Here is a 14504-nt window from a genome sequence, read left to right as displayed (position 1 = left end):
ATTCATCACAATAACTTCAGCTCACCTATACAAGTATTTGGGAAATCCGCGCCTTTTTTCACTTCCAGGATGGTAATCTTAACGAAAGAAGTCCGTATAGGTTCATCAAATTTGAAACGTGCGTCACTGCCCTCAAACACTTCAGATTGCCCATTCGAAAAATCAAGTTTCATTTTTTTGATTTTACTTACGTTTAAATACTTATTATTAACCCACATGAAGTTATCGGTTATATCTATACCTCTCACCTCTTGAGTTGAACCCAAATCTATAGTTACCGTTTCCCCTACTCCGCCCCCCTTGGTTCCTTCACACCAAGAGGTTGAATAATTTCCATCCGTTAAATTGTCCACATTAAAAGAACGAATACCCTGATCAGGTAGCGTAGAAGAGGCAGTAATTCTTTTCACTTTAACCTTGTTGCTATACTTCATATAATTGGTTTTTGCTTCGATCCACTGTATTGGAGCCGTGCGTATTCCTTGGTTTTTAGTAAAAGAGGATATATCCTCCTTTCTTCCATCGCTCAGATGAACCAGATACATTTTTGAAGCCTCGTATTCTGCGGACAGCGCCAATTTTTGATCAGGGGATAGTATAAATGGTGCCGTACTTTTAGTTATCCACCTTTTTTCTCCGCTCTCTATATCAAATGAATACACATCTTTTGTGTAATTGTCGTCCTCTTCAGAAATTGTATAAATTAATTTATCTTCTTGATCCCATTGCAAAAGCGAAACCATAGACCCTGCAAGTAAACGTTTTGCTCCACTAATATCAGACAGATTCAACATGATGATGCCTGGTTGGTCATTTTCCTCAAAACAGAATCTAGTGCCATCTGGAGAAAATAATCCTGAACTAATGATACCTAAATCTATTTTACGTTTCCCAAGGTATATTTTTGTCGTTTTCCTCTTTACTGCATCGTATACATACACTTGCTCATTCAACTCATAAAGATATTTACTTAAATCAGGAGAGACTACAGGATAAGACGTTGAAGGCAGTTCAAACTCGAACTCTTTTTTTCCTGAGTTCAGATCATATACCTCAAGAATGTGTTTTTCGTCCCCTTCTTCCACATCAGAGATTGTCCTTACGATCGCCATTCGACTTCCATCATTTGATACTCTACTGACAGTTACTTGGGAGCCGCGATATTTTATTCGCTCTTCTTTAGTTTGCATCGCATCTACCAAGTCATCGATTCGTATATAGGTCTTCCCTGTAGGATCATCTAAATTGGTCAAAAATTGAGTCGGATATGGGTCTTCTTCTCCATTTAAAAGCCACCGTGCTTCTTTTTCAGTAACATTTCTATCATCTTGTGTGACCCTGTGTGATGATATTTCTTGGGGGTGAGGAGACGGGACAGCTTCCTCTCCTTTAAACCCACTACATGCTGATATAATGGCTACGAAAGTAATAACCAGTATGATTTTTATAGAATTCACTTTCTCACCACTTTCTTATCCCTTCTCAATAAAACCTACCTATTAATCAGGTCAGTGCTATTTTCTCTTGAGCGGATAGCTTGGAATCAAATATTATTATGACGTTTAAACTACTTGCTTACTTTCTTATTTGCTAATTATTGAGCCATCATCTTGTATAATACGTCTAACTGCTATAACGTTTTTGTATATAAAACCATAACCCTTTCCCCAATTAGTGTTTAATTTATCTATTGTTACATTGTGAGAAGGCTTGTGATCGTTCTTCATTTCGTCACGAGTCTGTGCACGACCATGCTCGTGAATGAACTCTCCATCTCCAATATATATTCCAACATGATCTACTTTGAATTTGGTTTTCTCCGCACTCCCCCAATCAAATAAGATTAAGTCACCTAACTTCAGATTTTTATAATTTCCCCTAACGCGTAAATTTTGGTGATCAACCTCTATCCCCCGATGGATTTGATCACTTGTAGTGCCGCCTATACGCACATTTAATATGGTCAAGTACACTGAGGAACTAAAATCAGAGCAGTCCATATACTCAGGAGGGTTGTTGGGATCAAGCTTCATCGTTCTAATTTTAGAATCCATACAGTAAGGGATTCTACCTAAAAACTTCTTGGCGAATTCTACAATGGCTTTCCTTTTCTCCTCAGCAGAACTGTTGGATGGAGTAGGCTTCAGTTCCTCCTTTGGCGGCTTTTCAGGAGTAGTCGGTGGCTTCTTGCCCGGTTCCGGTTCCGTTTTCGTTGTTGTCGTGGTTGTTGAAACTGTTGGTGTTGCAGGCTTGCTAACCTTAGGCCATGGAAGAATCCCATTGGCTACTTGATGCAGGTATACGGCCAGCACATCACGACCATATCTCTTATTTTCCAGGCCATATTTTTTCGCAAAATCATGCAGTGCGGCGTTAAGCTCCTGATCCCAATCGCCCGTAGTTGGTAGCTTGTACGAGAAGCTGTCTGGATACTTCTTGGCAAGCTTGTTCAAATTCTCTCTGGCAAGCTGACTGTTCACCCCGTACTTACTCCGCAGGGCCGCCGCTTCCTTAGCCATAGCCTTTTGATCGGCGATGGTCAACTTATGGGCCGCATCTGCGTATTGTCCGGACAGCTCCTCTAGCCGATTCGCATCCAGATAGGATTTGTCTGAATGCCCACGAATCAGCTCGTTGATTAGCACGTTGTCACGCAGTTGGTTGGCGAGAAGATGCATCTGCTTTTGCTTGGCTTTATCGTTGGCGCCATGTGCTTCCCACCACTGGGACGTGTATTCATGCATTTGCGCTCTGGCCCAGGCAGGCATACGATCTATTTCTGCCACCTGTTGGCGCAATTGCTTGGCTTTGGTTGCTGCTTCCTTGGCTCCCTTTTTATCCCCTACTGCCACGGCTTTGTAGTAGTCCGTTTTATATTGCAAAAGCAAATTCTGCACCCATTGCGGATACCCTTTTCCCTTCAATTCTTGAACCAGGGATTTATAGGCTTTCAGTTCGGCATCAGGCACCTGACTTTTCATGAACTTACTAGCCTTGATATGAAGTGTTCCATCGGTTCGGATATAGCTGGTTTTGCAAGTTAGAGATATTTCGTGCGTAGCGTTCATTTGTACTTTTTTGCCGTGCAGCACCAGGTCTGTATCGGCGTGAAAGGTGAGATCATGGTGACTATACACGTGAATACCGGATGCAGGGTTTAAGCGTACAAGTATTTTTTCTTTCTGGGTGGAGAGGGCTAATTCCTTATCATCGAATCTCGCCACTTTTTGTGTTTTGGTATGAAACAGCTTTCTTGACGGCTGGCTGATTTCATCTCCTTTGTAGTCTCTCTTACGTAGGGATTGAACTACACGGGCTTCCTTTTCATTGTTGGATGGAAAATACAAATGGACATGATCCCCCAACTCAGGCATACAATGCCAACCGATCCCATCACCGGTATACATGGTGGGATAAGAAAACCAGCACCCTTCGACTTTGGACTGCATAGAATCCACGGACAAGTGAAGTTTAACGGATTCGTTTTCACTATTTAAATCAATAACTTTCCCTTCAATAGAGGTACCTTTAATAAACTGATTATGTATAACCTCCCTCGGATTACCCTCTTCAGGAACGAGAACATAGTCATAGGTCATAATACCTTGCTTCATCTCTGCATGAACCTGATCAATAACCCAATGCTTTCGTCGAAACGAGACCACATCTCCAAGTTCAAAACGTTTCGTATCCTCCACTTCAGCATATGTATACCGGGGGCCTGACTTTGTTTTTTGGAGGGAAAAGTTAATGCTGCGTAGTTCACCTTTCACCTGTTCTTTCGAGGTACCTAACCATAATCTCGGGTATACGGATGTAATCTCGGCAATCAACCCGGAGTGTAGATGAGAGGCCATTCTTTTCAGAAACTCCCAATCACTCTCCCCATACTGAATAGTAAAGCCGCCGAGCTTTTGATCGCTGTCTGTCAGGTCAATAAAATCGCCATGTGGATAGGTATCTATAAGTTCCCGAAACAATTGATAATACGTCAAGTTCCCGTTTTGAAAAGAACGATTTTTCCGTTGTCGATCCAGTATATATGTAAAAGAGGCAGCCTCTATGTACATGTGATATACACCATTTTTGAATCCAATGCTAATATTGGTGACGATTCCTTTAAAGATGCTTACTGTGCCTCGATCTTCATCCATCTCGTATACCTCTAGCACATCCTCATCATGCGCTAAACCATCATATTTCGCATGATCTTCGTCCGGTATAAGAGCAGTGATGTACACCCTGCCATGCTCATTTACCTTCTGTGTCAATTTAAAATCCAGCAGACGGACAATTTCATACGGCGCATTCACTCTAATATTTCCATAAGTCAACACAGTTCCTGCCAGTCCCATCTTGCTCCCCCCATTTGTCTCTTAACATATGATGTTTCTACAATGAGTAGCTATTCCTGCCCGTCTGACGTGAATGAAATCTTCCCACACCACATGCATAAATTCGTAGAGCAGCTCATCAGGGCAGGAGATTGATCTACGTATACATCTCTTTTTCCATTCAACCAAGGCATAGATACACTCGGTTTGCAGGGCTGCGGAATGATTCTCCCAGAATTGCCCTTGCTAGCAGAAGAAACTGCAGGATTGTGCATACTACGGCACATGCCGAAAGATGGGATATGCGTCTGCGGGTGAAAATCCTGAATATTTCCTTGCAATTTATCACCAATACTAATCCCCCTGTTAGCTGAAACACTAAACCTGCCCGAATGACTTCCATAGGTACAGTGTATCTGCGCCCCATCCACTACATAGCTCTCACTCATGATCGGACTCTCCTTTATATAGACGGCCTCTCCGTATCGACCTTTTGTAATTTCAAGCCAGCCAGATTAAACTTCAAAATACATTCAGCCACATCTAGATCCACAATGATATGCTGACTGCCATGCTGAACCCTGAATATCTTATGATTCTCCACTGCATATTCATCTAAAATGATTTTCTTCAGTGTACCGTCTCTATGATATTCAGTAAGTGGTGATAAACACATTAGACTAGGCGGATGAGCCAGCCAATACCCCGTTTGCTGCATACGCTGCATATCGGCAAAAACAATCAGCCTCCAGCTTAATCCGGCTTGATATATATCAAAGATTTCCTTTAGTTGTTCAGAAACAATGGCTACCGGTTGCTCTATAAAATCAATATAGTCTGCATCGCCCGATACATAGCATTGCAAAACAGACTCTTCATCAGTATATAGTGAGCCTTCGGCCCATTCCCGTAATTGTCCACGATGTATCTCCACCGGAAACATATACTCTGTAATACGTTTATCCTGTTGAATCATGTAGTACTCCATAAGCCGTACAATACACCACCTTACTGATCCCTTTATACTCCCCTACTCTTATTTCCAAATCATCCTCGCATTTCAACGCCTTGAACTCAGGCAGTTGTACAGCCTGCTGCATAGCGTCCTTGGCTAATTTCAAAATGTAGTGATGAAATTCCCACGCAGCCTGAAGCACATATCGCTCGACATCCGGCTGAATAACCTTATTCATATAAGGTTTTCGAAGCTGACTCAATTCATCCTCCAGTTCTGCCAACAGTCCGAACGCCCAGCCTGCATCATAGGTTCCACGATAAGGTAGAGGATCAAAGTACCAGTTCGCACCATAGACCTCAATGACATAGTTATAAATGTGCTCCCTTAGATACGTACGCCTCATAGAATAGGTAATGTATCCAATTGTTGTCTTGTCCGCTTCTGCAGAAATGGCTTGTAAGCAAATCGATTGAAAAGATTGGATAAAAGAGAAGATAAGTTCCTCTTTTCTATGCTCATACAAGACCGCTACCTGATATAATTTCTCATGCAACATATCTTCTGCATAGGTCTTATGGAAGTGTTCTAGGGCTTCCCGTCTATTCATAATCCCACCTCTGAACCTATTATATAGAATATTTACATGATATTACTGGTTCCATCCTCCTATTTTATTACACAATTTTCATATCATGAGATTACATATGAACTTATGAAAACAGAATGAAAATAATCATACTTTTTCGTGAATGTGTAATATTACAAACAAAAACCTTCCCAGAAAGGCTAGCATTCGGCCTACGACATGAAGTTTTGTGCAAACGAATAGGTAATTGGAAGTAGTTAGACTCAGGTTTATAACGAAATAATGATGTATAATTAAGGATACGCTCCAAAAATACATTCAGAGGAACAGGAATGGGGTACACAAACTATTAGAGTTTTGATCACCACCACTTTGCATCAAGATTGGAGACATATGACTACTTCACCTACAGGTTTTTATAATAGTATTCAAGAGGCTACCGCACATGTCATTGATGTGTTGAGTGATATTCTACATGTTAATACCATTTTTATTGCCGCTAATGACGGGGTTACCAATGTAATTGTAGATTCATTTAACCGGGAAGAAGTGCTGGTTCGTAATGGAGAGGAGCTTCCTTTTGAGCTTAGCTATTGCAGTCTGGTGCTGAACCATTCCGCGGATCACCTCACCATTTCGGAAACGTCTACTCATCCGCAAACACGTGATTTAGATGTGACTAAAACCATTGGAAATCACTCATTTACGGGAATACCCATACGTATGAAAAATGGCCAGGGGTATGGAACCATTTGTATTTTGGATGCGCCATCTGCACAATTGACTGAAACAGAAATGAAGGCTCTCAAGGCTATGGCTGTATTTCTGGGTTATGTGGTTGAACTGGAAAAAGACAAGATCGATGCAGAAGCTTCTTCCATGAGCAAGCTGGATTTGATTTCTTCCCTGAGTAACAAAATTCGTTTTTCGCTCACTGAAATATGGGGAGCTACGGATCTAATGATGACCACGGAGTTAACAGAGGAACAACAGCAATATATGAGTATTATGGAAGCTAGCAGTCGCTCGCTTATGATGCTGTTGAATAATATTCTGGATTACAGCAAAATTGAATCCGGGCAAATCGATGACATTGAAGATCCATTTGATCTGAGAACGATGATGGAAAATGTGTTGAGCTTGTACACAGAGGTAGCTGCGCAACGGAATTTGGAATTGAGGTTGGATTGGAATCTTGCAAGCTCGCCTATTTTTATCGGGGATGAGGCTAAAATTCGCCGTATGCTGATCAATTTGGTAGATAATGCAGTGAAATTTACAAGCACAGGATCAGTCACCTTATCTGCAAATACCCAGTTCGTGACCAATGCGCCTGAGGCTGAATTGGAAGTAAGGGTAAAGGATACGGGGATTGGTATATCTCCAAATAAACTAAAAATGTGGCTGGAGCATGACTTCGGGCCCTCTCCCTCCTATGGCAATCCCGGCTTGGGTTGGCAGATTACCAAACAGCTGTTGAAACGAATGAATGGTACAATGACAGGGGTTAGCGAACCTGGTAACGGGACGGAGATAACGCTCCAATTTACCCTAAAAACATATCAGGAGTCAGCCTGAACAAACGGTAGGCTTGCAATCATGTGGGGCCAATTACAGTAATAAAACCCGTGACGGATAACGTCACGGGTTTTGCTATGAATACGCACTAGGCAGTGTGATCACTTTATGCCACACATTTGTACACAGTTGGGTTTAGTAACGTTTGGGAGCAGCCTGCTTGGCCAAATCCGCCATATACGTAAAGAAAGCTTCCGGGTCTGTATCATATACCAGATTCACAGGGCGTCCATCCGCCTGTTCCACCGTTCTGCCCTGACTTGGGCCTTCTGCAATAACGCTGCAATGCACCGTCTTTTTCTTGACAATGTCCGGGCGTCCTACGGATGCAGTGGTCAGTACATCCCACAGGTAGTAGGTAGAGTTCGTCTCGCTGTACACGAGCGGAGGACATCCAGCGTAGCAATTGCCCAGGAAATCAACGCCTTCATAACGGCGCTCGGCAGCCCAACGATTGCGTACGGCTGGAGTTAACGGCACTTTGCTTGTGCTTTCCAGCGCCACCAGATCAATCGTGATGCCGCTTTGCCACACCCGATAGGCCGCTTCCGGGTCCCAGAACACATTCCACTCTGCGGTACCGTCATGCTCCGGCTCCTCCACATTCCCTTTTTCAAAGGTGCCGCCCATCCATACCAGCTTTTCAATCTTGGCTTCAATATCCGGTGCTTCATCCAGCGCCCGTGCCAGATCGGTTAGCGGTCCAGTGAATAGCAACAGCGTTTTACCTTCAGCTCCGCGTACCTTTTCGATCAGATGCTGATGAGCTGGCAGAGATGAAAGCGGCGCTTCCATTCGTCCCGATTCATTCAGCACAGGTAATGCATCTACATAGAATGAATGTAAACGCCAAGCGGCAGGGAACGGATTTTTACCGCGTGAATTAGACTTGGCGACTTCAACAGGCCCTTTATTTTGTCCAAAACGATCAATAATTTTTCGGCTGGCATCCGTCGCCGGCTCCAGGTAACCATCTGCTGGAATAACCGATACTCCGGTCAAATGAACTTGCTCCATCTGAAGCAGCATAAACAGGGATACTAAATCATCCACGCCACCATCATGATTAAAATAAACGTTTGTCTGACTCATCTGTCTCTTCCTTCCTTTATCCCCGTAAAACAGGCTTGTTCTTATCAGCAACCATCCTTCATTATGCCTGATCGCTTCACAGGAGTAAATGTGCGATAGCGCCTGAATGAGGGATTTTTTTGTTTGCTCCGTGCTTAATCAAGGTAGAAATGTGTGTAATAACAGGGTAGAACCATGGGTCCTAATCGGAAGCGTAGGAAGGAGAGATGCATATGACAGCCCGAACAATAGAAGAGTTGGAGCAGATCCGCAAAGAGTGCAAATCCATGGTAACGAGAAGGGCTGCAGCTTCGGGAGGAGCTGTATTGGTCCCGATTCCGGGGGCTGACGTTCTTGCTGATGTCGGCATTTTGATGCAGCTGCTGCCTGCCATTAATGAAAAATTCGGATTATCTGAGCAGCAGCTGGATGGTCTGGATGCAGAAACCAAGTCGATGGTGTATGGCTTTATCACTTCAATTGGCAGCAAGCTGATCGGGCGACTCATCACCCGAGAAGCCATCGTGAAGATTTTGCAGAAAATGGGCATTCGCATCGCCACCAAGCAGGTTAGCAAGTTTGTCCCTCTACTGGGGCAAGGACTAGCCGCAGCGATTGGCTTTACTGCGATGCGGACCATTGGCAATCGGCATATCGATGAGTGCTACGAAGTGGCTAAACGCCTGCTGGAGCAGCAAACTGCCGCAGATACGGCACGCAACTGGACGGTACCACAGCAACCTCTAGATCCTGTAGGTGTCGATAAGTTACCAAATCAGAATCCAGAAGCAGCGATTCCGCTACTGCCAGCATCCCATAAAGATTAATCTTTCAGATTTAGTATTCCTCCAATTCTCCAGCACGGGGTAACACAGGTCGAGACAGCTCCTGCATCTCCGTGCTTTTAACCATCTATCTTGGCACCATAAGAGCGGGCCACTGCTACTGCCAGTTCGATATCTAACTTGGCTCCGGTGATGTCCAGATCTTTAAAATTCACGCCATCCATCTTCGCACCGCGCAGGTCGGTTCCTTGGAGGTGGGCTTTGTGCAGCCTTATCCGGGTAAGATCCGCCTCGCGCAAATCTGCCTTTTCCAGATGGCATTCGGATAAATCAGCTTCCTTGAATCGTATTTTTCGCAAATCCTGTTTTCTTAAATCTGCATGACGCAAATTCGTATAAGACCAGTCTCCGCCCGTAATCGTGATACCATCCATATTCGCCCCCGCAAAGTCTGAACCTACCAGCTTACAGTTATCAAACCGGACTACAAACAGATTCGCGCTGGTGAATAGACAATTGGTAAAAGCGGACTCCTTGTAGTGAGATGCATTCAGAATGGCTCCGGTAAAATCACAGTCCACAAAAGTACAGTCTTCCACAAGGGACTCATTCATCTCCACACCCCGAAAACGACATCGGGTAAACTCGCAATTTCTCCACTCGCCTTCTCTGGCATCCATTGAGCCAAAATCACGGCCTTCATAGACCTCATCTGTATAAAAGAACATATTTCCCTCTCCTATTCCTTATTCCCGACATCAGGGATTCAGCTTTTCGGCAAGGACCGCTCAAAACCGCCTTTCATTTTCCCCAGTAAACCCTTCATCATCTTATGATCCTGTGGCGTAAACTCAGACATGCATGACCGAATCAGCTTCGTATAATAAGGAACTATTTTGCTTAACAGTTCTCGTCCTGCCTCTTTTAATCCGACAGTCACCATCCGTCCGTCACTCTCGTGAGCCACACGTTCTATCATTCCATCTCGCTCCAAACCGTCGATCAGTCCCGTCATGGTCCCACGCGTGACATCCGCTTTTTCCGCTAACTCCGATGGTGTCATGCGATGCGGCGCATGGCAATGCAACAAGCTAAGAACGATAATCCGGCCCTGAGAAGCCCCCAGTTTGGTCAAATCTGTATCCATTTCTCTGAAAATACCGTTAGCCAAGCGCGCAAATGTCACAAATGTCTCTATATTATCTACTTCGGCATCCTCATGTCCAAAGCTACGCAGCACCCCGCGTATGGAATCATTATGAAAATTAAAATTCATAGTCCATCCATTCCTTCCTTAATCCCGTTTGTTCCGTCAAACGGTAGCTTTTCCACTCATCTGGCAGCAAAGAGGCATATGGCTCCTTGGCAAAACGATCATCTACCAGGACCAGCAGCCCCTCGTCATGCTCTGTGCGAATAAGTCTGCCACCTGCCTGAAGAACCTTGTTCATCCCCGGATATACATACGCATAGTTGAAACCATTTCGTCCCTGTTCCGAAAAATAATCCCGCAGCACATCCCGCTCCGCTCCAATTTGCGGCAAGCCGACGCCGACGACCACTACCCCGTTCAAGCGATCCCCAGGTAAATCGACACCTTCAGCAAAGACACCACCTAGTACGGCAAAGCCGAGCAGGGTGCGCTCTTGCCCAGGTTGGAAGGCCTCTAGGAACCGATCACGCTCCGGTTCGGTCATACCCGGACTTTGTATCAATGTATCTGCAGACACGTCCTGAAGCATGAACTCCTCGTATACCTCTCGCAGATACGGATAAGACGGGAAAAACACGAGGACGTTCCCCTTCCGCTCCGCAACCAATCCAGCCAGCATATCCGCAATCGCCCCTTTAGAACGCTCACGATCCCGATAACGGATGGAGAGCGGCAGCAGACGTACATCCCATTGCTCCTGATGGAAAGGGGAAGGGACCTGTAACGTATAGTCTTCTTCGCTTGCTCCAAGCATGTCCCGGTAATAAGCAAGCGGTGTCAACGTCGCCGAAAAATAAATAGTCGAGCGGTAGTTCTTTACAGCCTGTCCCAGCAAGTGCGAAGGATCGAGGCAGAACAGTTTGATCCTCACCTCACTGCGCCCTGCTTCAATATAAGTAACGTAACGTTCATCGTATAAAGCAGCGATTCGCAGCATATTTTGGGCGGTAAAATACGTATCCAAAAGCAATGCGTAGGCCGTACTTTCACTGCTTGCGCGACTTGTACTGCTCCCCGTCACCAGTTCACGTTCAGCGGCCTCCACAAAAGGCACCAACAACTCCAGCACCTCTTGCGGTGCTGCTGTTTCCACTGCTTTTCCTGTATCTGCATGCAGCTTGCGCAGCGTAATCATATGTGCGTTCACTGCACTCGCAGTCGTAGCAACCTCCGGGCTTAGCAACTTAAATTCTCTTTTCAGTTCCAAAAAAGAAGATTTTAGGATTTCCGCCGAAAACATGTCCCGACCGCGTTCCACCAGATTATGCGCCTCATCCACCAGCACAACACCTTTTCGCTTGTGCTCTTCCAGCAATCTCTTCAAAGAAATCCGTGGATCAAAAACATAATTATAATCACTGATTATACCATCCGAGGCATACGCCACATCTAGCGAAAATTCAAAGGGACATACCTTATGCTTGCGCGCATAATGCTCAATCACCGCCCGCGTCATTAACGTCTCATTCGCCAAAATATCGGATACTGCACCGTTGATCCGGTCGTAATAGCCCTCACACATGCTGCATGATCCAGCATCACAATCATGTTCATCCTTAAAGCAAATTTTATCCTTCGCCGTCAACGTTACCACATGCATGTGCAGCCCTTGAGCCTGCATTCGGGCATAAGCTTCTTCAGCTGCTGCCCGAGTGGTGGTACGAGCCGTTACATAATATACTCGCCTAGCCAGCCTTTCGCCAATCGCCTTAATTGCAGGAAATAAGGTGGATACCGTTTTACCGATACCTGTGGGCGCTTTGGCAAACAGGTTGACTCCTTCAGCAATCGTCTTGTACACTGAACCCGCTAAAGTTCGCTGACCTGAACGATACGTGTCAAAAGGAAACTCCAACATAGCAATACTGGCATCCCTCTTCGCCGCATGTGCTCTCAGCAGGAATGCATACGGTGCATAACCAGCAATCATCTCCTGGGCGAAAGCTTCCAGCTCTGCAAAAGATAGCATCCGTCTGAAGCGACGAATGTCTTCACTGTGTGCTTGTACATAAGTAAGTTGAACCTGCATGGAATGATGCTGCTCCTCACGAGCAATCATATAGGCATACAGAAATGCTTGTGCCCAGTGCACGGGGTGGCCGTCCCCCTGAATATCTTCGAGGGGCTGAGAGATCGACTTAATTTCATCAACCGTCCATACGCCATCCAGCTCAATCAGTCCGTCACAGCGGCCCTCAATGATAAACAACTCACCCTCATACGAAATTTCGGTACGTAAATGTACCTCTTTGCGGTCATGCTCCTTGTAACTCTTCTGGATAGCCTGATGCACACGAGTTCCTTCCTGCATACTGCTATTCGAGCGAAAACCGCTTTGAATGCTGCCACTCCGATGCACATATTCCACAAGTGGACGCACCGAAATGTGAATTGGTTCCTTCATGCGATCACCCGTTCCGGTCATAGTCCTTACACTGTACCACGTAGATCAACGAAACGTAAGGGACATAAGAATCGTTTGTGATCGATTGGTATTCATTCATATCTACTTTTTACCGAAATATAGAAACGAGGTCTTACTTTATTCCAAGATACTACAACTCACATTACAGCATAAAGGACAGGGACATGTTAAAAGAATTAATTAACAATTTTGCTTTATTAACAAGCTTCTTATTCTTTGGAAATTTGCTTTTACGAAAATACGAACGTTACCTGGAAAAACATAGATATATACATCGGGTAATAAACGGCTTAATGTTGGGCTTGTTTGGTATTCTTTTAATGATGGCCGGTTTATGGATCCCCGGGGATTTTGTGGTCGATCTGCGCCAATTGGCGATTATCGTATCTGTTTATATGGGAGGATCGGTATCCGGTCTGCTAACCACCCTGATCATTATCCTGTACCGTATTTACATCACTGGCAGTTGGACAGAGGTTTCCCTGATTGCTACGGTCAATGGCATCATGACACTAGCCGTTTCCCTTACCTTTATTCGAGAAAAAATCCTAAAACTCAGCAAATGGATGTCAGCCGTGCTTGGATCTACAGTTGTGTCGCTGTTAGCCACTTTTTATGTGGCTAGTCATCCCCATTATGGATCTATTATTATATTCACAACCATTAAGACACTTGGCGGCTTGTTTGCCTATTTTATGATGCATCATATTAAAAAGACTGAGCGGGCCATTCATCTACTGGAAGAAGCTGCAAATCGGGATCATTTAACCGGGTTATACAGTCCGCGTGCTTTTGATGCACTGTTCGAAGAGGTAATTCATACTTCCAAGACTACAAAAAAACCCTTTGGACTTGTGATGCTAGATATTGACCACTTTAAAGAAATTAATGATACGTATGGCCATTTGAACGGAGACACCGTCTTAAGCCAACTGGGAATTCTGTTAAACCGGGAATCTACAACGAGAGCATACCCCTCCCGTAAGGGCGGAGAGGAATTTGCCATTTTACTCGGAGATTGTGATATCGAAAAGGCGGCAGGCTTTGCCGAGAAGATTCGAAAAGCTGTGGAAAATGAATGTTTTCTCTTGAATGACGGAACCATAATCTCCTTAACCGTATCCATCGGAGCAGGCAGCTCTCCTGTTATTGCATCGAGGTTTTTATTGGAAAAAGCAGACGAAGCGTTATATGAAGCTAAACGATCAGGACGCAATCGGGTAGAGTTGGCAAAACCATAATTATTAGTCGCTAAATGTCAGGAAAGCTGGATTAATGTTAATAAAAAGTGGTAAAATGGAAATAACATCGTTATCAAAAAAACTGCTGCCGCTAGTGGAGACATGCCTTACAATCGACATGGGGGGTGGGCTTTGTGAACCTCGAACAATTGGAAAAACTCATGGAAAAAGAACGCCGTGAACTGAATCGCATGGCTGACTTACACGGATTAAGAGATGAACGTGTATTGGACAAATCCTCCAGGCTTGACCGTATTATGGACAAGTACCTTCACACCAAGCGCGCAATAAACCAAACACACTCATAGAAGCA

Annotated in this window: 13 protein-coding genes; 4 read left to right on the top strand and 9 right to left on the bottom strand. The window is 44.6% G+C overall.

The window, feature by feature from the left end:
• Positions 1-5: 5 nt before the first annotated feature.
• From C0638_RS09315 to C0638_RS09295, 5 genes are all read right to left on the bottom strand, one after another.
• The gene (locus tag C0638_RS09315; RefSeq protein WP_058711227.1) at positions 6-1457 is read right to left on the bottom strand and encodes an NADase-type glycan-binding domain-containing protein; all 1452 of its coding nucleotides are present in this window, start codon (positions 1455-1457) and stop codon (positions 6-8) included.
• A 126-nt stretch (positions 1458-1583) separates the two neighbouring features.
• The gene (locus C0638_RS09310) at positions 1584-4355 is read right to left on the bottom strand and encodes an NlpC/P60 family protein (RefSeq protein WP_058711226.1); all 2772 of its coding nucleotides are present in this window, start codon (positions 4353-4355) and stop codon (positions 1584-1586) included.
• A 50-nt stretch (positions 4356-4405) separates the two neighbouring features.
• Positions 4406-4783, bottom strand: a complete 378-nt coding sequence (locus C0638_RS09305; protein ID WP_058711225.1) for a DUF4280 domain-containing protein — start codon at positions 4781-4783, stop codon at positions 4406-4408.
• Positions 4784-4797: 14 nt separating this feature from the next.
• Positions 4798-5310 carry a hypothetical protein gene (locus tag C0638_RS09300; protein WP_058711224.1) on the bottom strand — a complete coding sequence of 171 codons (513 nt, stop codon included), beginning with the start codon at positions 5308-5310 and terminating at the stop codon, positions 4798-4800.
• A complete protein-coding gene (locus tag C0638_RS09295; RefSeq protein WP_058711223.1) occupies positions 5294-5899 on the bottom strand; it encodes a hypothetical protein in 606 nt (201 codons plus the stop codon). The genes C0638_RS09300 and C0638_RS09295 overlap by 17 nt, the downstream gene beginning before the upstream one ends.
• Positions 5900-6271: 372 nt before the next feature.
• Between C0638_RS09295 and C0638_RS09290 the strand changes: the two genes are divergently transcribed.
• Positions 6272-7456, top strand: a complete 1185-nt coding sequence (locus tag C0638_RS09290; protein WP_025676766.1) for a sensor histidine kinase — start codon at positions 6272-6274, stop codon at positions 7454-7456.
• 135 nt (positions 7457-7591) lie between these two features.
• Here the strand turns inward: C0638_RS09290 and C0638_RS09285 are convergent, their stop codons facing one another.
• Positions 7592-8548 carry a nucleoside hydrolase gene (locus C0638_RS09285; protein WP_013373589.1) on the bottom strand — a complete coding sequence of 319 codons (957 nt, stop codon included), beginning with the start codon at positions 8546-8548 and terminating at the stop codon, positions 7592-7594.
• 212 nt (positions 8549-8760) lie between these two features.
• On the opposite strand from C0638_RS09285, the gene C0638_RS09280 reads away from it, so the two are divergent.
• Positions 8761-9354, top strand: coding sequence for a hypothetical protein (locus C0638_RS09280; protein ID WP_025676764.1), 594 nt, complete (start codon positions 8761-8763; stop codon positions 9352-9354).
• Positions 9355-9431: 77 nt separating this feature from the next.
• Here C0638_RS09280 and C0638_RS09275 read toward each other — a convergent pair whose 3' ends face one another.
• Genes C0638_RS09275 through C0638_RS09265 form a run of 3 tightly spaced genes read right to left on the bottom strand, consistent with a single transcriptional unit; the run spans position 9432 to position 12950 of the window.
• On the bottom strand, positions 9432-10040 hold the full coding sequence (locus C0638_RS09275; RefSeq protein ID WP_040102633.1) for a pentapeptide repeat-containing protein: 609 nt from the start codon (positions 10038-10040) through the stop codon (positions 9432-9434).
• A 38-nt stretch (positions 10041-10078) separates the two neighbouring features.
• The gene (locus tag C0638_RS09270) at positions 10079-10588 is read right to left on the bottom strand and encodes a MarR family winged helix-turn-helix transcriptional regulator (protein WP_040102632.1); all 510 of its coding nucleotides are present in this window, start codon (positions 10586-10588) and stop codon (positions 10079-10081) included.
• Entirely contained in the window at positions 10578-12950 is a 2373-nt protein-coding gene (locus tag C0638_RS09265) for an ATP-dependent DNA helicase (RefSeq protein ID WP_058711222.1), read from the bottom strand. The genes C0638_RS09270 and C0638_RS09265 overlap by 11 nt, the downstream gene beginning before the upstream one ends.
• 164 nt (positions 12951-13114) lie before the next feature.
• On the opposite strand from C0638_RS09265, the gene C0638_RS09260 reads away from it, so the two are divergent.
• Both C0638_RS09260 and C0638_RS09255 read left to right on the top strand, forming a co-directional pair.
• Positions 13115-14191, top strand: a complete 1077-nt coding sequence (locus tag C0638_RS09260; RefSeq protein WP_058711221.1) for a diguanylate cyclase — start codon at positions 13115-13117, stop codon at positions 14189-14191.
• 134 nt (positions 14192-14325) lie between these two features.
• Entirely contained in the window at positions 14326-14499 is a 174-nt protein-coding gene (locus C0638_RS09255) for an aspartyl-phosphate phosphatase Spo0E family protein (RefSeq protein ID WP_013373596.1), read from the top strand.
• Positions 14500-14504 lie beyond the last annotated feature (5 nt).

It is taken from the genome of Paenibacillus sp. lzh-N1, assembly GCF_002872435.1.
GTDB classification, from domain to species: domain Bacteria; phylum Bacillota; class Bacilli; order Paenibacillales; family Paenibacillaceae; genus Paenibacillus; species Paenibacillus polymyxa_C.
The sequence above is the reverse complement of the archived record's forward strand: the minus strand, read 5'-3'. Positions and strand labels throughout refer to the sequence as shown.